This is a genomic window from Bradyrhizobium sp. I1.14.4 (assembly GCF_050435825.1).
Taxonomy (GTDB): domain Bacteria; phylum Pseudomonadota; class Alphaproteobacteria; order Rhizobiales; family Xanthobacteraceae; genus Bradyrhizobium.
Map to the genome: position 1 here is coordinate 193,600 of NZ_JBNDLA010000011.1, position 16,909 is coordinate 210,508.

A 16,909-nucleotide genomic window follows, 5' to 3' on the forward strand; every position below is an offset into this window, starting at 1 on the left:
GACCCGATGGGGATTAAACGGACGGCGTCGAGAATTCCGGCAGCGAAGATCACCCCTCTTGACGGCCACGCCATCATGTAACATATGAAGTTGCATGATGCGCGATAGCCGTTTGTCCGGTGTCCTGCACGGCCTGCTCCATATGATCGGAGCGGGCGAGCCGGTCACGTCGGAACAACTTGCACAGGCGATGGCCACCAACCCGGTGGTCGTCCGCCGCGTGATGGCGGGGCTGCGCGAGCAAGGTCTGGTGCGTTCGGAGAAGGGCCATGGCGGCGGCTGGACGTTGGCGCGCGATCCCGCCGACATCACGCTGGCCGACATCTATCGCGCGGTCGGTGCGCCCACGATCGTTGCGATGGGCCATCGCTCGGAGAATCCCGGCTGCCTGGTCGAACAGGCCGTCAACGACGCGCTCGGAGACACCTTTCGCGAGGTCGAGGCGATCTTCCTGAAGCGGCTCGGCGCGGTAACGCTCGAAGCGCTCGCGAAGGATTTCAAGCGCCGCCTCGCCAAGCACAAACAAAGCCTCGAGGACCAGATTCATGCCATTAAGTGAGCAGGCGAAACCTCTTCCGTTCAACGATCCCGCGCACTGGGACAAGATGGTCGCCACCTACGAGGCGCAGTCGCAGCCGTTCACGACGCACTTCGCCGAGGCCGCGGTCGCGATGCTCCCGATCGGCCCCTCGTCGAAGGTGCTCGACGTCGCCACCGGCACCGGCGCCGCAGCGCTTGCCGCCGCCCGCACCGGCGCTGACGTCACCGCGATCGACTTCTCCGCCGGCATGGTGGCGCGGGTCCGCGCGCATGACGTGGCGAACATCGAGGCGCGGCAGATGGACGGCCAGGCGCTCGATTTGCCGGATGCCGCCTTCAATGCGGCGATTTCGGTGTTCGGCGTAATGCTGTTTTCGGACTGGCGCGCCGGACTGCGCGAGATGGCGCGGGTGACGCAGCCCGGCGGATCGGCGGCGATTGCGGTCTGGAAAAGCGCCGACGGCGCCGCCGTCCATCTGCTGCTCTCGCAGATTATCCGGCGGCTCTATCCTGATAATGTCACGCCGATGCCCTGCACCGGCCTCGCCGAGCTCGCCGATCCCGGCCGCCTCACTGCTGAAGTCATCGCCGCCGGCTTCTCCGATCCTGTCATCGCCGAGATCACCCACGACTTCAAACTCAATGTCGCCAATCCCGGCGACATCGACAGGCTGTTCGAGTTCATGCCGCATTGGAGTGGGCTTGATGCAGACCAGAGCGCCGCAGTGGCGCGCGCGTTCCGGGGCGAGATCGAGCGGGGGCGAGTCGGAGACTGCTTCGCAATTCCCTCGACTGCGCTGATCGCGACCGCGCTGCGGGCTTGATCGCAGTAGCCGTTCGCGCCTGACCTGCGCTAGCGCTTGTCGTCGTCCTGCTTTTCATCGTCACGCCTGTCGTCGTCGCTCGGCGGCTGCAGGCCGGGGCTGTTGGCCCAGCGGTCGAGCTCCTCGATGACCCGCTGGTGGCTCGGCCGTAGCGGCTCCGGACTACCGGGCTCTTGCGAAAGCTTTCGGGGCAGCTTGACCTGATCTGGCATGGCTGGGCTCCAGAGCTGGGGGCTGTGCGCAGAATTCCGCTAGAGATCAGGGATCGCTACGCTCGCGACTTGAGGAGATCGCGCATCTCGGTGAGCAGCTCCTGATCCCGGGTCGGCTTCGGCGGCTCGGCCGGCGTCGCGGGCGCTTCGCGCTTGAGCTGGTTCATGAGGCGGACCACCATGAACAGGACGAAGGCGACGATCAGGAAGTTGAGCGTCAAGGTAAGGAAGTTGCCCCAGGCCAGCACCGCGCCCTGCTTCTTGGCGTCGGCAAGGTTGGTCGCCGTCACCGACTTCGACAGCGCGGTGAAGTAGTTGGAGAAATCGAGGCCGCCGCTGACCGCGCCGATAATCGGCATGATGATATCGGCCACCATCGACGAGACGATTGCGCCGAATGCTGCGCCGATGAGCACGCCGACGGCGAGATCGACGACGTTGCCCTTCATGGCGAATTCCCTGAATTCCTTCAGCATGTGATCTCGTTTCCTCAAAACGGGATGTGGCGCGGCCCGGCGACTGAATCGCCGGCCGCAACAAAGGCGCGAAAGACTATCTGCGGTCTGCCGGCTTCACTGGAGCCGCGACAGGCTGCGCGGGTGCCGCCTGCTCCCACGGCGCCGGCAGGATGACCCGCGCCGGCGGCAGGTTCTGTGCGGCGCGCTGCACATTCGCGTTCGCCGACTGCGGCTCGTCGCCGGCGTTGTCCGCGCGGGCGATGGCGATAGTGATGCCCAGCGCCAATGCCGCGAGGCCGAGTCCCGCGCCGATCGAAGCGGCGACGACGCCGGTCCGCGACCTGTTCAGGATGGCAAGATGAGATGAGGTCATCGCAACTGCTCCTCACACAATACACATCGTCCGAAGCCGTGCGGGACGCGAGCGTCGCGCACGGCTCAAAGGCAGACCGTCAGGTCTTGATGTCGTCCGGCAGCTTGCCGCCATTGGCGGCAAGCTTGGCCATCACCTGCTGATGCAACCAGACGTTCATGGTGGCGGTGTTGTTGGTATCGCCGGTGTAGTGCAGCTCCTTGGCGAGCTCCTTGCGCGCCGAAAGGCTGCTGTCGAGGCCGAGCGCTTTCATCAGGTCGACGATCGAGGTGCGCCAGTCGAGCTTCTCGCCGGTGGCGGCCGCGGCCTTGTCGACGATCGCCGCGACGTCGACCGTTTGCGCCGCAGGCGTGCCGGGTGCCGCGGATGCGGACGTCGATGGTGCCGCCGGCGAGCCGCCGGGCGCTGCCGTCGTTATGGTCTCGGCCGTCTTGGTCTCAACCGTCCTGGCCTGGGCGCCGTGGCCGAAGATTGCACCCATGATGTTTCCAAAAATGCTCATGTTCTCTCACTCCGTGCGCCCGAGACAGCGTTCGTCTCGCGGCTGGTTCCGGTGACGTGGCGGACGATAGGCAGGCCATTGGCCGAGCGGAAGATGACCATCGTCACTATCGGAGTGTGGGACGGCGTGGTGCAGTTGGCGGGGAAAGTGTGCGGCTTCAGCGGCCGCGCGAGAGCCTTTCATCGCACGCCCCACGTGCGATGAAGTCAGCCGCCCCGGCCCGATTCGCCAGCCCCGAGAAGTCGGGGCGGCTGACACAAGCGCGAGTTGCGAGCTAAAGCTGACGGCGGCGGATGGTCTGGGCGAGTTCGACAAAGCTTTCCGCGATGCCGGCGCCGGTCTTGGCGCTGACCGATTTGACGCTCGACTTCGCGAGTTCGGCGATCGCGCCGGCGCTTCCCGCGGCTTCCGGCAGGTCGATCTTGTTCAACAGCGCCCGGTAGGGCCGGCCTGGGAATCGCTCCTCGAAACCGCGGACCAGTTCGACCATGCGGGTCACGGTCTGCGGCCGGGTGACATCGGACACGATGATGGCCGCGGACGCGCCGGTGACATAGACGGTGTCGAAGATCTGCGTACCGAAATCGCCGTCGGTGTCCCACAGCACGAGGCGCATCGGATCGCTGCCGTCCGCCGGCACCACGTCATGGCTCAGGATCTCGACGCCCAGCGTGGATTTGTACTGGCCCTCGAACCGGTTGTAGATCAGCCGATAGAGGATCGACGTCTTGCCGACCCCCATATCGCCGAGCAGCATGACTTTTGCGGTGAGCATCAGCGGGCCACTTCGCCTCGATAGACCGTCTCGAACGCCACCCGGCGGTTGCCGCCGACGGTGGCGTCGACCCGGTCGGTGATCGGCATCGTCGCGGCGCGCGACACCAGGATCAGCCGCGACGGGTCGACCCCAAGCGCGGTCAGCTTGCGCTGCACCTGCTCCGCCCGCTTGCGCCCCAGCGTCTTGTTAGTGCCTTCGGTACCGCTCTGATCGGCATAGCCGACGATCCGCAGCCTGAGATCGTTGCTCGCCAACAGTCCCGCAAGCTCGCGAAGCTGCTGCTCGGCCTGGTCGTTGTCGAGGAGTTCGTCTGAATTGTTGACGAAGAAGATCGCGGTCGAGGCGATGAAGCGGTCGAGCCGCGCCGCCGGGCCATCGACGACGGATTGCAGCTTTGCATATTGCTCGCCCAATCTCGCGTATTGCTCGCCGAGCCTGTCATATTGCGCGGTCAGCCCGGCGTATTTCTGGTCGCCCGACTTTGCCTGCGTACTCATCGCCTCGCGCATCTGGTCGAGGCTCGCCTGCAGGCCCGCGATGCCGGCCTGCGATGCCGCCATTTGCTCCGGCGTGGACATCAGCCCGATGCGGTTGACGATCTTGTAGGGCGCTGCCGCCGCCGTGAGCGCGTCGAGCAACGGCGCGGTCTCCAGCTGGCTCGGCTCGATGCCCGAGACCGCGACGCTTCGGCTGCCATGGTCGAAGTCGAGCCGCAGCGGGAACGAGGCCAGCAACGGCTGCTGCGTGGCGAGTTGCTCCAGCGCGGCATGGGTCCGCCGCTCCAGCAGGGCGCGCGTCACCGCGGTCGCGGCAAAATAAAGCAACAGCGCGGCCACGGCGGCGAGCACGGCAAACAGGATCACCTTGCCGCGCCGGCTCGCGATCCTGTGCGGCGCGTCGTCGGTCTCGATCGCGGCCGCGAGCGACGCAAGCATCGGCGCATCGCAATCCGCGCCGCGGTCGATGCGCTCGATCGCATCGAAAAACAGCGAGTTGATCCTGGCGTTGTCGGCGGGACGCAGCGGCCCCAGGCACTCCGCCGCCAGGATGAAGCGCGGCGAGGCGCGCAGCGCGAGCTGCCGCCCGCCGAAATCGAGCGTCTGCAGATTGCCTTCGCCGGCGAGCGCCTGCACGGAGAACTCGAGGATCGCCGCGACCATTGCGCTGAGCAGGTCGGCGCGCTCGTCCGGGCTCGCCTCGCGCTTCCAGTCGGCGATCAGGCGGCCATTGCCGCGTTCGATGATCAAGAGCCGGTTGATCTGCGGCGGGCTATCGGCGAGCACGAACTCGCTGATCGGTCGTCCCGTCACCAGCGACTTGACGCGCCCGACCCACAATTGCGCCGAAGTCAGCGCATTGATGCGCTGCTCGAGCGAGGCAACCAGTTCCCGGAACGCGTTCGCGACCGCGGCGCTGACCAGCCGGCCGACGATCGGATAGAGCGCCTCAATCATCTGCTCGCGCGAATTCTTGATTTCGCTCCGGATCGCGGAGACCACGACCGGCGCAATCGCGCTGGCAAGCTCGCGCGGCCGGTTGACCTCGGCGCGCTCCAGCGCCTCGACCAGAATGCCGGCAGTGGCCGTCTCCAGGCGGTCGGCGTTGCCGACATAGCGCTGCAGCGAGTCGAGGTCGGCCTCCAGCGACGTCAGACGCGTCGCCTCGGGCTGAAACAGCAATATCTTGAGCTGCTCGATCTCGCGATTCTGGCCGGCAGCAGCTGCCATGCTATTTGCCCGTGCGGCCGGATCCCAATCCGCTGATGGCGGCGCCGAGCTGCGTGATGGCCGCACCGACATCCTTGAGCGAGTCGAGGCGCTTCTGCTCGGTATCCCGCTCGAGGTCGGAGAGCCGCGCCTGAAGCGCGGAGAGCTCGTTGGTGAAGTCCGCCTGCATCTGCTTGAGCGATGCCTGCATCTCGTCGCGCAGACCCGAGAGGTTGGTCTCGAGCGAGCGTTGCGCGCCGCCGAACAGGAGGTCGCGGACCTGATCGATCGTCGCCGTGCCATGCGCCGCGGCATCCGCGCCGTTCCCGGCCGCCGCAGCGTCTGCCAGTCCGTCGGTCCCCTTGGTCTGGCGCTCGATACCCTTCATGGTCAATCCCTGCTTACTCAAAGCTGCGCAATCCGGACCTGCGGTGTCAAAAGCAAATCCGAAACAATGTTATAGCCAATTTTGCGGGCGCGGCCCAGAGAAAGGCGAGCAATCTCAGCCGGATCAACCGAACGGTTGTGCGGTCGCGGACAATTATTTCTAGTAAGTTATTGCCTTTATTGCGAGTTCTGTACGGTTCTTGACCTGGCATTTCTCCAGGATCGTGCTGACATAGTTCTTCACGGTTCCCTCGGCCAAATGCAGCCGTTCGCCGATCTCGGTATTGCTCTTGCCCTCGACGATCAGCGTGAGAATTTCATTCTCCCGCGCCGTCAGCCCGTCGCGAACCGGCAGCTTCGCCGAGATGCGCGGACCGCGCAGCCGTTTGAATTCGTCGAGGATACGCGCGGCGACGCTGGGCGAAAGCCCGGATTGACCGTTGATCACGGCGCGGATCGTCCCCGCGATCTCGTCGATCCTGGCATCCTTCAGGAGATACGCCTTGGCGCCCGCGCTCACCGCCTCGAAGATCAGATCGTTGGTCTCGAACGTCGTCAGCACCACGATATGGGTCTGCGGCAGCTCGCGGAGAATCCGCTGGGTCGCCGCGATGCCGTCGACGCGCGGCATCTGCAGGTCCATCAGGATGACGTCCGGCCGATAGCGCCGCGCGAATTCGATGGCCTGCTCGCCGTCGGCAGCGCCGGGAAGGATCTCGAAATCGTCGTTCTGCTGGGCGAGCAGTGTGGCGATGCCTTCCCTGATCAGCGTCTGATCCTCGGCGATCAGCACCCGTACCTTCTCAATAGTGCTCACGGGCTTCCGTCATCCTCTCGAAGGTCCTGTCGCTCCAGAGTATGATCCGATTGAAGCGGATCATGCTCTTGTCTTTTTGCTGGTCGCGTTCTCTTTACGCGAACCGGTAGCCACTTCGCTCAAAAAACGCGCTGAATGCGCGGCAACGACATCAATCGGCCAGCACGCCGGCAGACGCCGCCGGCGGCACCGCCACGGGGAGCGATATCCGGACCAGCGTTCCCTGTCCGGGCGCGCTCTCCACCGCGCAGCTTCCGCCGACAAGTTCAGCAAATTCGGCCATTCCAATCAATCCGAAATGTCCGGGTGTCGGGACCGCGGGGTCGAAGCCGCGGCCGTCATCGTGGATCTCGACAATGAGCCTTCGGCCTACGGCGGCCGGCTGATCGTACGCGTGAAAGGAGACGCGGCGCGCCTGCGCATGTGCCTGAACATTGCGCAAGGCCTCGCTGAGGATGCGTTGAACCGTCAAGCCGCAGTCGCGCAGGCCGGCCCGCGCCTGCTCGTCGATCTGGATCGACACCCTGACACCGCTGCGTGCGGCGAAGTCGCTCAGCAGTCCCTCGACATCGGGATCAAGCTTCAAATCGTCGGGCATGCGCAGGCGCGCGACGGCCTCGCGGGCGCGCGAGAGGCCGCTCGCCGCCGCGTCTTCCGCCGTCGCAAGGCTGTCCGCCACGCGTGCCGGATCGGCCGTCAGGTAGTGCCTGATCAGGCGGATCTGGGTCAGCAGCGCCACGATCGAATGCACCAGCGTATCGTGCAGATCGCGTGCCAACCGAAGACGCGTCCGCGCCAGCGAGGCAAAGCGCACCTCCGCGCTCGCCGCCTCGAGCTGCTGCTCCATCAGGCGCCGGGCCCGGCGCTCGCTTCCGAGCAGCGCTTCGACCTGACGGCCCGCGAAATCCGGCATGGCGATAACGAAGTAGTGCGACCGCGCGCCATTCCACAGCACGACCGCCGTCATCGGCTGCGTGATGTCAGGCGACGCACCACGCACACCGGCGAGTGCAATCATGTCCCGCTGGCCTTCGGCAAGCGCCGCCAACTCGGCTTCCATGCCGACCAGCAGCATGCAGTCGCAGCAATCGATGCCGATTGCGGGAAGCCATTCGACCAGCCGCCCGATTTTCCGCTGCATGCTTCGGTCGGCACCGATGACGGCGAGACCGATGACATCGGCTTCTGCGGCCGCAAGCAAATCCGCGCTCAGATCGATCATGCGTGGCCCATCAACTCAGCGAGCAGCCCACTCTGGCGTAAGCCGGCAGCGGCCGCAAACGAATATGACTTTCGTCACAACCGATCCTGACCTTCGTCAGATGCCGCCGCCGCTCGAAATGCGGTTGTCTCTCAAGAATGAGCAAAGGCGCAATCCATGATGTGCCAAATGCCGTCGCCGATGGCGACGCCAGCCGGGCCACGCCCTGGGAGGGCCGCGCCGGTCGACCGGAGTGTGAGCTGACAATGAGCGCCGCGCCACGGAAATCGTCGCGCATCGAGCTGCGCATATTGGCGGAGGCGGCAAAGCCCGCGCGGCGCCGGCGCCTGAGCGGGACCCAGAAGCTGGCGTTGCAGGAAGCGCTCACCGGCCGCCTGCAGCTCTACCCGCGCGGATATGCCGCGAGCAAGACCGGACCGTTCCACTCGCGACGCGCCATTCTCGGACTGGTACGCGCCGGCCTGATGAGCCTCAGCGCGACCGGGCGCTACGCGGCCGTGACCAAGCGCGCACGGGAAATCTATTCCGACCGAGCAGCGGATGCAGAGGTCTAGAGCATGATCCGGAAAAGCGCGAAGCGGTTTTCCGGATCATGCTGGAGCGCGATGACGATTCAACCTGACCCCACCGCGTTCCAGCGCCGGAGCCGGATCATGCGCTAGCCCTTGAGCGCGGTCACCACCACCTCGATCAGGGCACCGCCGCCGAGATCGGCGACGCCGACGGTTGCCCGCGCGGGCAGTTCGTCGGCGAAGAACTCGGTCCAGACGGCGTCCATCTCCTTCTTCTTCGACAGGTCGGTCACGAAGATCGAGGCACTGACGATCCGCGAGGTGTCCGTGCCGGCCTGCTTCAGATAGCCGGATATCTTGCCGAGGATGTTGCGGGTCTGCTCGCCCATCGAGACGCGGGTGTCGTCGGCGATCGTCCCACCGACGAACACGAAGCCGTTGGCCTCAACGGCACGGTGCATGATCGGCGTGCGGATGCTGCGGGTAATGGTCATGATATCCTCATCTTTGGGTCTGGGAGGTGTGGAAGCGATCGATACCGAGATCGCCGATCCGGGTCTGGGTGCCGCCGTTCACGATCAACTCGGTCATCACCGCGCCTGCGGCGGGACCGAGCTGAAAGCCATGCATCGAAAAGCCGAACTGGTGGTAGAGCCCTTTGTGTCGGGCACTCGGCCCGAGCACGGGCAAATCGTCTTTCGTGCGGGCCTCGATGCCGGCCCAGGCGCGCATGATTGTCGCGCCGCGCATGACCGGAAACAGCTCAAACACCGTGCGCGCGCTCACCGACAGGCTGCGCCAGTCGAGCATGGTCTCATTGCGGTCCTGATCCGGCGTCGCCAGATGGCCGCCGCCGATCAGCACGGTTCCGTTGGCGAATTGCTTGAACGACAGCTTGCGGCCGCGCAGGATCACGACGGGATCGATGAAATGCGGCACGCGCGAGGTGATCATCAGCATTGGCGCCACTGTTTCGACCGGGACCGGCTCCCCAAGGCTGGCGGCGATCCGCCCGGCCCAGGCGCCGGCGGCGTTCACGAGGACCGGCGCGGTGTAGCTATCGGCGCCGACATCGACCTGCCATAGCCCGTCGCGGTGTCGGATGTTGGTTGCGGCAACGCCCTCGCACACCGTGGTGCCGAGCGCCGCGGCCTTACGTCGGAACGCCGTGGTCGTCTGGGCCGGATTGGCCGCACCATCGCGCCGCGAGACCACGCCGCCGGGACAGGTTTCGGCTACGGCAGGGACCAGCCGCCGCAGTTCGGCACCGTCGATCAGTTCCTCATGGGTGAAGCCGAGGGCGTTCAACTCCGCGACCCGGGCGCGGCAGTTTTCCAGCTCCGCCGCGTGCTCGGCGACCAGCACCTGGCCGTGGCTCTCGAAGCTGCAATCGTCGTCGACCAGCTGCTCGATCCGCGCCCATATGTCCATCGAGCGAATCGAGAGCGGAATCTCGGCGACATGCCTTGCAAGTTGCCGCACCCCGCCGGCGTTGACGCCGGAGGCGTGCCGGCCGGCATAGTCCTTCTCGATCAGCACCGGCTTCATGCCGGCCAGGCACATGTGAAGCGCGGTCGAGCATCCGTGGATGCCGCCACCCACGATGATGGCATCCGCAAGCTTGTTCATCCGCGCACCACCGCTTTGACGTCGGCCTCCGACTGCGGCAGCGCCGCAAGCTCCGCCAAGGTGATCGGCTTCACCGGCGCTCGCAGCCGGTAGTAGCCGATCTCCTGCGGGCTCTTGCCGCGCGCCTGCGCCATCAGCTCGGTGACGGTGAGACCGCAAAGACGCCCCTGGCACGGCCCCATGCCGGTGCGGCGATAGGCCTTGAGCTGGTTCGGACCTGTCGCACCGATGGCGACGGCGTCGAGGATATCCTTGGCCGTCACCTCCTCGCAGCGGCAGACGATCGTGTCTCCCGACGGCACACGAAACTGCTGCGCCGGACGGAACAACACGTCGAGAAAGGCGCGGCCGCGTTCGGCCTTCGCCAGCGCCGTTCTGAGCACGTTCTCGGCGGTGAGCTTTGCTGTGGCGGCCGGCGCGAGCGCCTCGACTGCGGCGCGCGCGGCGATGCGGCCACGCGCCACCGCAACGGTCGCACCGCCGATGCCGGCGCCGTCACCCGCGATGGCAATGCCTTCGACCGACGTGTTGCCATCGGCATCGAGCACCGGCGACCAGCACAGTTGCCGGTCATCCCAGCGATGCTCGATCCCGGCCGCCATTGCGAGATTGACGTTCGGCACGACGCCCTGGTGCAGCAGCAATAGCTCGGCAGGGATCGTCTCGCGCCGCCCGCCGGCGACATAGCTCACGCGCGCAAGCTGGCCCTCGCCGGCGGCGGCGAGCTCACTGACCCCTGTGGTCACCGGAACGCTCGCCTTCACCTCCCGCATCATCGCCATGCCCTTGGCGAAGTAGGGCGATGTCACGAAGTCGAAGGCGTGAGGCAATGCCGCGAGGTAATTGCGGCGCTCCGTCGTATCCAGAATGCGATCGATCCGGCCGCCGAGGCGCAGGATCTGGGCCGCCAGCAACCACAGCAGCGGTCCCTGGCCCGCGATCACGGTGCGGCCATCGGGCACCAGGCCCGACGATTTCAGCATCGTCTGGGCGGCGCCCGCGGTCATCACGCCCGGCAGCGTCCAGCCGGCGATTGGAAACGGCCGCTCCAGCGCGCCGGTCGCGAGAATCACGCGCCGCGCCTTGATGAAGGACGACGCGCCGCCGACCGAGACGCCGATCTCGAGCTGACGATCGAGGCTCCAGACCATCGCGCGGTGAACGATCTCCGCACCGCTCGACTGCACCGCGTTGACGAGTTCGGCGCCCGCCCAATAGTCGGCACCCAGCAGTTCGGGCGCCTTCACTGGCGTCGATGCGATGGCGCGCCAGACCTGGCCTCCGGGGCCCGGATTCTCGTCAAGCAGCAGCGTCGACAGGCCGGCTCCGGCCGCCATCGCCGCCGCGGCAAGCCCCGCCGGGCCCGCTCCGATCACCACGGCATCATAATTGTCGCGACCAGGGGTCGTCATCGGCCGATCTCCCTCTTGCCTTTCTGGATTTCGATCTGCATGCCCTCAGTGACCGGTACGAGACAGCCCTGGCGATTGCCGACGCCATCGATGGTGACGAGGCAGTCGAAGCACACGCCCATCATGCAATAAGGCAGCCGCGGCGCGCCGCTGACCGCGGTGGCGCGCCGCACGTCGCGGCCCGAGGCCAGCAACGCCGCGGAAACTGTATCCCCCTGCCGCGCCTCAATGGCCGTACCGTCGACAAAGATCTGCACGTGTGGCCGGTTGTCTTGATCGGTTCGTTTGAACATCTGATGCCTCTTCAGTGCGCGCCCATGCCCGGCGCAGTGGCGGCGCCGAAGCGGCGGGCCGAGAATGCTCCCACCAAGTCCGGCTCGAGCGCGCCGGCGTCGACCATGCGCGCGACGTCGAAGGCATGGTTGGATGCGAGGGTCACGCCGGAATGGCAGCAGGCGACGAATGCGCCGGGCGCGCTCTCCGACTGGTCGTAGATCGGAAAGCCGTCCTGCGACATCACGCGGATGCCGGCCCAGGTGCGGACGACATTGAGGCGCGCGAGATGCGGGAACATGCGCTGCGCGCGATCCGCCATCACCGCGCTCACCGCGTGATTGACCACGCGATCATCGAGCTGCTCTTCCCGGCTGTCGCCGATCATCACCGTACCCTCGTCGGTCTGGCGCACCGTGGTCAGCGGGTGCGGCAGGAACGGCACGGTGCGCTCGGTCACGACGATCTGGCCACGCGTCGGCTCCATCGGCGCGAACAGGCCGACCATCGGTGCCAGCTTCTGGTTGGCGTTGCCGGCTGCAAGCACGATCTTGGCCGCACGGATTTCGCCCGGCGGCGTCGAGAGCCGGAATTCGCCGCCATCGCGGGCGATCGCGGACACCGGCCGCTCCGGGAGATAGTCGACGCCAAACAGCTTCATGCCGGTATGAAAGGCGCGGAACGTGCGCAGGGAATTCACATGACCGTCCAACGGACAGAAGCTGCCGCCCGAAACTTCGGGACCGATCAGCGGCAGCATCTTCCTGACGGCGGACGCCGACAGCATTTCCATCCTGTAGTCGGCTGCGCCGGCCTGGTTGTGCATGCGCGTGACGAGTTCGCCGCGCTGCGCGAACTCCTCCTCGCCAAGCGTCAGATGAAAGCCGCCATTCTGCTGCAGGGCGACGTCGAGGCCGGTCTGGTCCTTCAATGCGGCGGCCAGCCTGCCCCAGCTTTCCGACGCCCGCACCGTCCAGCCGGTATAGGCCGGCATGCCGAGCCCCTTGCTCTGCACCCAGACCAGCGCAAAATTTGCGCGCGAAGCGCGTTTGGCGATGTCGCCCTCGTCAAGCACGGCCACCGTCTTGCCGAGCCGGCCAAGCCCCCAGGCAATTGCGGAGCCGAGCAGACCGCCGCCGACGACAGCGACGTCATAATCCTTGTGCATGGGTTCTCCTATCGCCCGGGATCGCTCTTGCCGGCGAGCACACGGTCAAGCCCGTAGAAACGGTCGAGCAGGATCAGCGCCGTCATGGTGATCGCGATCACGCTCGCGGATACCGACGTCACCAGCGGATCAATGTTGTCCTGGATGTAGAGGAACATGCGGACCGGCAGGGTTTCGGTGCCCGGCGCGGCCAGGAACACGGTCATGGTCAGATCGTCGAAGGACTGGATGAAGGCGAGCGCCCAGCCGCTGATCACGCCGGGCAGGATCAGCGGCAGCGTCACGCGGCGAAACAGCGTCCAGCCTCCGGCGCCGAGCGAGACGGCGGCCATCTCGATCGAGCGGTCCATGCCGGTTGTCGCCGCCAATGTCAGACGCAGCGCGAACGGAAACACCACGATCACATGGGCAACCAACAGTGCCGCGAAACTGCCGCCCATGCCGATCGAGGTGAAGAAGCGCAGGAACGCGATGCCGAGCACCACATGCGGGATCATCAATGGCGACAGGAACAGCGCCATGAGTGCGTCGCGGCCGCGAAACTGGTAGCGGGCAATCGCCAGCGCCACGGGCACCGCGAACAACAGCGCGACGAAGGAGGACAGCATGCCGAGCCCGAGGCTGACCCAGAATGCGTGAACGAATTCGGGATAGTTCGCGATCTCCCTGAACCAGCGCAGCGAGAAGCCATTGGTCGGCAGCGACAGGAACCCGTCGGGCGTGAAGGCGACCAGACAGACCACGACGATCGGCGCCAGCATGACCGCAACGAAGATTGTGTGGAAGGCGAGCGCCAGCGGGCCGTTGGTTCTCATCGGAACACCTCGGCATAGCGCCGCTCGATCAGCGTGTTGCTGCCGACGACGATGAGCGCCAGCGCCAGCAGGAGCAGCACCGCGACCGCAGCACCAAGCGGCCAGTTCAGCGTGTTGAGAAATTCGTCATAGGCGAGCGTCGCCGCGACCTTGAGCCGCCGGCCGCCTATGATCGCCGGCGTGGCGAATGCACTGGCCGACAGCGAGAAGACGATGATCGCCCCGGACAGCACGCCGGGCATGATCTGCGGCAGGATGATGCGGCGGACGACGGTGAAGGCGCCGGCGCCGAGCGACATCGCGGCGTTCTCGATCTGCGGGTCGACGCGCTGCAACGCGACCCAGACCGAAAGCACCATGAATGGCATCATGACATGGGCAAGCGCGACGACGATGCCGGTTTCGGTAAACATGAAGGGTAGCGGCGCGTTGATCAGTCCGAGCGAGATCAGCAGCTTGTTGACGAGCCCGTTGTTGCCGCCGAACAGCAGCGCCCAACCCAGCGTGCGTGCCACCACCGAGATCAGCAGCGGCCCGAGGATCAGCAGCATGAAGAAGCCTTTCCAGCGTCCGCTCATGCGGTTGAGGATGTAGGCCTCCGGCGCACCGAGAACGGCGGTGATCAAGGTCGCGAGCAGCGCGATCCGGAAAGTCCGCCAGAACATCTCCGCGTAATAGGGATCGCTCGCGATCTCGCGCCAGTTCTTCAGGATGAAGACCGGCTCGATGCCCTTGTACTGGCCCCAGTCGTGAAACGAGAGCATCACGGTCATGGCCAGCGGGATCACCAGCACGCCGACGAACAGCATCAGTGCCGGCGCGGTCAACAGCCATGGCGCGCCCGCCGAACTCTGGTCGGACGATGCTGCGACCGACCGCGACACGGTGTCGACGGTGCTCATGCGGCGCCTCCGCTCGGGCGCACGCTCATGTCCTCGGGCCGCCAGGCAAGGCGAACGGCCTCGCCCTCGGCCGGCTGCGGCTGGCCGTCGTTCTGACGGACCACGAGCGCGGGCCCGCATTCGGTGTCGCATTGGAACAGCCAATGATTGCCCTGGAAAATCCGGCTGACAATCGTGGCGGCGAGACCTGCGTCGGCAAAGCTGATGCGTTCCGGGCGAAGGCTGATCGTCACGCGGCCGGCGGCGACCGCAGGCGCAGGCGCGTGCCAGGAGCCGGCAACCAGCCGTGCCGGGGTTGCCGTTCGGTCAATGGTCGCGGCGAAATCATTGGTCTTGCCGAGAAACTGCGCGACGAAGGCCGATGCCGGCCGCTCATAGGTTTGCTGCGGCGTGCCGATCTGCTCGATGCGGCCCTGGCTCATGACCACGATGCGATCCGACAGCGACATCGCTTCGTTCTGATCATGCGTGACGAGGATCGTGGTGGTGCCCAACGTCCGCTGGATCTGGCGCAGCTCGATCTGCATCTCTTCGCGCAGCTTGGCGTCGAGATTCGACAACGGCTCGTCGAGCAGCAGGACGCTCGGCTGGATCACCAGCGCGCGGGCCAGCGCCACGCGCTGCTGCTGGCCGCCGGACATCCGGCGCGGATAGCGCTCCTCATAGCCTGCGAGCCCAACCATCGCCAGCGCAGCAGCAACGCGCTCGGCACGCTGGCCCCGCGGCACGCGCCGCATCTCCAGCCCGAAGGCGACGTTCTCGGCCACGGTCATGTGCGGAAACAGCGCATAACTTTGAAACACCACGCCAAGTCCGCGCCTGGCGGGATGCACCGCGGTGAGATCTTGCCCCTCGAGCCGGATGGTGCCCCGTGAAGGCTCGAGGAAACCCGCGATCATCTGCAACGTCGTGGTCTTTCCGCATCCGGACGGACCGAGAAACGAGATGAACTCGCCCTTCCGCACCGTGAGACTGAAATCGTCGACGACGGTCTGCGAACCGAACTGCTTTGCGACGTGCTCGAGTTCGAGAAAGGACATCAATGTGCTTTCCGGATATTGAAGGAGCCGGGATTGATGGCGCGGGCGAGAGGCGACCCTCGCGAGAGCTCAGCGCTCGACCTCGCGATTCCAGCGCTTGGTCCAGTCCTCGCGCTTCTCGTTGATCGCCGTCCAGTCGGGATTGTAGAGCTTCGCCGCGCGCTCGCCGATCGGCGCCATCTTGCCGAGCCCCTCGGGGATCACCAGCGATTTCAGCACCGGCCCGTAGCCATATTCCTTCAGCAGCACGAGCTGGATCTTCGGATCAAGCAGCATCTTGATGAAGGCGCCGGCCAGCGGCGACGCGTTCGGCCTGGCGATCGGGCAAGCGGTCGTGAGCAGCGTAGCGGCATCTTCCTTCGGGTAGACGAAGTCGACGGGGAAACCGGTGCTGGCAAAACTCTGCACGCGGCCGGTGCCCCATACCGCGAGCACCGCCTGGCCCGACTGGAACAGCTCGGTCATCTTGCCCGGCGACGGCTCATAGGCGAGCACGTTCGGATTGATGTCGTTCTTGAAGATCTTGAAGCCGGCATCGACGTTGGCTTCGCTGCCGCCGTTCATCCGCGCCAGCATCAACAGCGCTTCCAGGCCGTAGGTGTTGTTGATCGGCGGAATGACGAGCTGCTGCCGGTACTTCGGATCCTTCAGGTCATTCCAGGAGGTCGGCGGCGCCCAGCCCTTCTCGGCAAAGACCTTGGTGTTGTACATCAGGCCGGTCGCGACGATGCCGATCGCCACCGCGCGATCATCCTTGAAGCGGGCAGCGTCATAGAGATCGATGGTCGACAGGCCGTCGAGCTTGCCGCAGAAGCCCAGCTGAATCGCCTGGTACATCGGACCGTCGTCCACGATCGCGACGTCGATCTGCTGATTGCCCTTCTGGGCTTGCAGCTTGGCGAGCGTATCCGTCGAGTTGCCGGCGACGTATTGAACCTTCACGCCATTGGCCTGCTCGAACGCGGGGATCACCTCGTCGCGCATCGTCTTCTCGTACGAGCCGCCGTACCCCGCGACGTAGAGCGTCGTCGGCTGGGCCGAGGCCTGCGACGAGAGCGAGATCAGCGCCGCGAGGCTGACTGCGCACAGAAGGCGAAGATGCTTCATCGTCCAAGCTCCCATTTCGCTGCGCAGCGGCGTCCCGGGAGTCGATGACCGGGAGGCCGGCGCGTGTGTTGATCTTGCGCCCGTCCAAAGCCCGGCCGAGCAATACGGTATCAGGGAACCGCCAGCCCCCTTTCAGCCATTCCAATCTGCTGAAAAAACATGCGGTATCCAGACTTGATGAAAAAGATCGCAGCCCTCGCTTTCGCCGTCCAATGAATAATGGCAGGCTTCG

General features: G+C 65.7%; 21 protein-coding genes. 3 read left to right on the forward strand and 18 right to left on the reverse strand.

Annotation, left to right across the window (positions count from 1 at the left end; genetic code table 11):
- Positions 1 to 94: 94 nt before the first annotated feature.
- Together ABIB78_RS22960 and ABIB78_RS22965 are read left to right on the forward strand one after the other, a co-directional pair.
- Entirely contained in the window at positions 95 to 559 is a 465-nt protein-coding gene (locus tag ABIB78_RS22960) for an Rrf2 family transcriptional regulator (protein WP_429028866.1), read from the forward strand.
- The gene (locus tag ABIB78_RS22965; RefSeq protein WP_429028867.1) at positions 546 to 1,364 is read left to right on the forward strand and encodes a class I SAM-dependent methyltransferase; all 819 of its coding nucleotides are present in this window, start codon (positions 546 to 548) and stop codon (positions 1,362 to 1,364) included. Before ABIB78_RS22960 ends, ABIB78_RS22965 begins: the two co-directional genes overlap by 14 nt.
- A gap of 29 nt (positions 1,365 to 1,393) precedes the next feature.
- Here the strand turns inward: ABIB78_RS22965 and ABIB78_RS22970 are convergent, their stop codons facing one another.
- The 9 genes from ABIB78_RS22970 to ABIB78_RS23010 all read right to left on the reverse strand — a co-directional run bounded on the left by ABIB78_RS22970 (position 1,394) and on the right by ABIB78_RS23010 (position 7,819).
- Positions 1,394 to 1,576: a hypothetical protein gene (locus ABIB78_RS22970; protein WP_429028868.1), complete on the reverse strand. Its 183-nt coding sequence runs from the start codon at positions 1,574 to 1,576 to the stop codon at positions 1,394 to 1,396.
- 56 nt (positions 1,577 to 1,632) lie between these two features.
- Entirely contained in the window at positions 1,633 to 2,052 is a 420-nt protein-coding gene (gene mscL / locus ABIB78_RS22975) for a large conductance mechanosensitive channel protein MscL (RefSeq protein ID WP_429028869.1), read from the reverse strand.
- A gap of 76 nt (positions 2,053 to 2,128) precedes the next feature.
- A complete protein-coding gene (locus ABIB78_RS22980; RefSeq protein WP_429028870.1) occupies positions 2,129 to 2,407 on the reverse strand; it encodes a hypothetical protein in 279 nt (92 codons plus the stop codon).
- A gap of 79 nt (positions 2,408 to 2,486) precedes the next feature.
- The gene (locus ABIB78_RS22985; protein ID WP_429028871.1) at positions 2,487 to 2,909 is read right to left on the reverse strand and encodes a DUF3597 domain-containing protein; all 423 of its coding nucleotides are present in this window, start codon (positions 2,907 to 2,909) and stop codon (positions 2,487 to 2,489) included.
- 274 nt (positions 2,910 to 3,183) lie between these two features.
- Positions 3,184 to 3,684 carry a Rab family GTPase gene (locus tag ABIB78_RS22990; RefSeq protein WP_429028872.1) on the reverse strand — a complete coding sequence of 167 codons (501 nt, stop codon included), beginning with the start codon at positions 3,682 to 3,684 and terminating at the stop codon, positions 3,184 to 3,186.
- A complete protein-coding gene (locus tag ABIB78_RS22995; RefSeq protein WP_429028873.1) occupies positions 3,684 to 5,414 on the reverse strand; it encodes an OmpA family protein in 1,731 nt (576 codons plus the stop codon). Before ABIB78_RS22995 ends, ABIB78_RS22990 begins: the two co-directional genes overlap by 1 nt.
- Position 5,415: 1 nt before the next feature.
- The gene (locus ABIB78_RS23000; RefSeq protein ID WP_429028874.1) at positions 5,416 to 5,781 is read right to left on the reverse strand and encodes a hypothetical protein; all 366 of its coding nucleotides are present in this window, start codon (positions 5,779 to 5,781) and stop codon (positions 5,416 to 5,418) included.
- Between the two features lie 159 nt (positions 5,782 to 5,940).
- Complete coding sequence (locus ABIB78_RS23005; RefSeq protein ID WP_429028875.1) at positions 5,941 to 6,597, reverse strand: response regulator transcription factor; 657 nt, start codon at positions 6,595 to 6,597, stop codon at positions 5,941 to 5,943.
- Positions 6,598 to 6,748: 151 nt separating this feature from the next.
- A complete protein-coding gene (locus ABIB78_RS23010; protein WP_429028876.1) occupies positions 6,749 to 7,819 on the reverse strand; it encodes a sensor histidine kinase in 1,071 nt (356 codons plus the stop codon).
- A gap of 245 nt (positions 7,820 to 8,064) precedes the next feature.
- Here ABIB78_RS23010 and ABIB78_RS23015 point away from each other — a divergent pair, with 245 nt between their 5' ends.
- A complete protein-coding gene (locus ABIB78_RS23015; RefSeq protein ID WP_429028877.1) occupies positions 8,065 to 8,373 on the forward strand; it encodes a hypothetical protein in 309 nt (102 codons plus the stop codon).
- 104 nt (positions 8,374 to 8,477) lie between these two features.
- Here the strand turns inward: ABIB78_RS23015 and ABIB78_RS23020 are convergent, their stop codons facing one another.
- From ABIB78_RS23020 to ABIB78_RS23060, 9 genes are all read right to left on the reverse strand, one after another.
- Positions 8,478 to 8,825 carry a RidA family protein gene (locus tag ABIB78_RS23020; protein WP_429028878.1) on the reverse strand — a complete coding sequence of 116 codons (348 nt, stop codon included), beginning with the start codon at positions 8,823 to 8,825 and terminating at the stop codon, positions 8,478 to 8,480.
- Positions 8,826 to 8,832: 7 nt separating this feature from the next.
- Complete coding sequence (locus ABIB78_RS23025) at positions 8,833 to 9,960, reverse strand: NAD(P)/FAD-dependent oxidoreductase (RefSeq protein ID WP_429028879.1); 1,128 nt, start codon at positions 9,958 to 9,960, stop codon at positions 8,833 to 8,835.
- The gene (locus ABIB78_RS23030; protein ID WP_429028880.1) at positions 9,957 to 11,372 is read right to left on the reverse strand and encodes an FAD-dependent oxidoreductase; all 1,416 of its coding nucleotides are present in this window, start codon (positions 11,370 to 11,372) and stop codon (positions 9,957 to 9,959) included. The genes ABIB78_RS23025 and ABIB78_RS23030 overlap by 4 nt, the downstream gene beginning before the upstream one ends.
- On the reverse strand, positions 11,369 to 11,665 hold the full coding sequence (locus ABIB78_RS23035; protein WP_429028881.1) for a (2Fe-2S)-binding protein: 297 nt from the start codon (positions 11,663 to 11,665) through the stop codon (positions 11,369 to 11,371). Before ABIB78_RS23035 ends, ABIB78_RS23030 begins: the two co-directional genes overlap by 4 nt.
- Before the next feature lie 11 nt (positions 11,666 to 11,676).
- Positions 11,677 to 12,813, reverse strand: coding sequence for an NAD(P)/FAD-dependent oxidoreductase (locus ABIB78_RS23040; protein WP_429028882.1), 1,137 nt, complete (start codon positions 12,811 to 12,813; stop codon positions 11,677 to 11,679).
- An 8-nt stretch (positions 12,814 to 12,821) separates the two neighbouring features.
- Positions 12,822 to 13,628, reverse strand: a complete 807-nt coding sequence (locus ABIB78_RS23045) for an ABC transporter permease (protein WP_429028883.1) — start codon at positions 13,626 to 13,628, stop codon at positions 12,822 to 12,824.
- Entirely contained in the window at positions 13,625 to 14,530 is a 906-nt protein-coding gene (locus ABIB78_RS23050; RefSeq protein ID WP_429028884.1) for an ABC transporter permease, read from the reverse strand. The genes ABIB78_RS23045 and ABIB78_RS23050 overlap by 4 nt, the downstream gene beginning before the upstream one ends.
- The gene (locus ABIB78_RS23055) at positions 14,527 to 15,570 is read right to left on the reverse strand and encodes an ABC transporter ATP-binding protein (protein ID WP_429028885.1); all 1,044 of its coding nucleotides are present in this window, start codon (positions 15,568 to 15,570) and stop codon (positions 14,527 to 14,529) included. The genes ABIB78_RS23050 and ABIB78_RS23055 overlap by 4 nt, the downstream gene beginning before the upstream one ends.
- A gap of 69 nt (positions 15,571 to 15,639) precedes the next feature.
- Positions 15,640 to 16,677 carry an ABC transporter substrate-binding protein gene (locus ABIB78_RS23060; protein WP_429028886.1) on the reverse strand — a complete coding sequence of 346 codons (1,038 nt, stop codon included), beginning with the start codon at positions 16,675 to 16,677 and terminating at the stop codon, positions 15,640 to 15,642.
- Positions 16,678 to 16,909 lie beyond the last annotated feature (232 nt).

Coding starts and splice junctions, on each gene's coding strand:
- ABIB78_RS22960 (WP_429028866.1), top strand. CDS start 95: ATGATGCGCGATAGCCGTTTGTCCGGTGTCCTGCACGGCCTGCTCCAT.
- ABIB78_RS22965 (WP_429028867.1), top strand. CDS start 546: ATGCCATTAAGTGAGCAGGCGAAACCTCTTCCGTTCAACGATCCCGCG.
- ABIB78_RS22970 (WP_429028868.1), bottom strand. CDS start 1,576: ATGCCAGATCAGGTCAAGCTGCCCCGAAAGCTTTCGCAAGAGCCCGGT.
- mscL (WP_429028869.1), bottom strand. CDS start 2,052: ATGCTGAAGGAATTCAGGGAATTCGCCATGAAGGGCAACGTCGTCGAT.
- ABIB78_RS22980 (WP_429028870.1), bottom strand. CDS start 2,407: ATGACCTCATCTCATCTTGCCATCCTGAACAGGTCGCGGACCGGCGTC.
- ABIB78_RS22985 (WP_429028871.1), bottom strand. CDS start 2,909: ATGAGCATTTTTGGAAACATCATGGGTGCAATCTTCGGCCACGGCGCC.
- ABIB78_RS22990 (WP_429028872.1), bottom strand. CDS start 3,684: ATGCTCACCGCAAAAGTCATGCTGCTCGGCGATATGGGGGTCGGCAAG.
- ABIB78_RS22995 (WP_429028873.1), bottom strand. CDS start 5,414: ATGGCAGCTGCTGCCGGCCAGAATCGCGAGATCGAGCAGCTCAAGATA.
- ABIB78_RS23000 (WP_429028874.1), bottom strand. CDS start 5,781: ATGAAGGGTATCGAGCGCCAGACCAAGGGGACCGACGGACTGGCAGAC.
- ABIB78_RS23010 (WP_429028876.1), bottom strand. CDS start 7,819: ATGATCGATCTGAGCGCGGATTTGCTTGCGGCCGCAGAAGCCGATGTC.
- ABIB78_RS23015 (WP_429028877.1), top strand. CDS start 8,065: ATGAGCGCCGCGCCACGGAAATCGTCGCGCATCGAGCTGCGCATATTG.
- ABIB78_RS23020 (WP_429028878.1), bottom strand. CDS start 8,825: ATGACCATTACCCGCAGCATCCGCACGCCGATCATGCACCGTGCCGTT.
- ABIB78_RS23025 (WP_429028879.1), bottom strand. CDS start 9,960: ATGAACAAGCTTGCGGATGCCATCATCGTGGGTGGCGGCATCCACGGA.
- ABIB78_RS23030 (WP_429028880.1), bottom strand. CDS start 11,372: ATGACGACCCCTGGTCGCGACAATTATGATGCCGTGGTGATCGGAGCG.
- ABIB78_RS23035 (WP_429028881.1), bottom strand. CDS start 11,665: ATGTTCAAACGAACCGATCAAGACAACCGGCCACACGTGCAGATCTTT.
- ABIB78_RS23040 (WP_429028882.1), bottom strand. CDS start 12,813: ATGCACAAGGATTATGACGTCGCTGTCGTCGGCGGCGGTCTGCTCGGC.
- ABIB78_RS23045 (WP_429028883.1), bottom strand. CDS start 13,628: ATGAGAACCAACGGCCCGCTGGCGCTCGCCTTCCACACAATCTTCGTT.
- ABIB78_RS23050 (WP_429028884.1), bottom strand. CDS start 14,530: ATGAGCACCGTCGACACCGTGTCGCGGTCGGTCGCAGCATCGTCCGAC.
- ABIB78_RS23055 (WP_429028885.1), bottom strand. CDS start 15,570: ATGTCCTTTCTCGAACTCGAGCACGTCGCAAAGCAGTTCGGTTCGCAG.
- ABIB78_RS23060 (WP_429028886.1), bottom strand. CDS start 16,677: ATGAAGCATCTTCGCCTTCTGTGCGCAGTCAGCCTCGCGGCGCTGATC.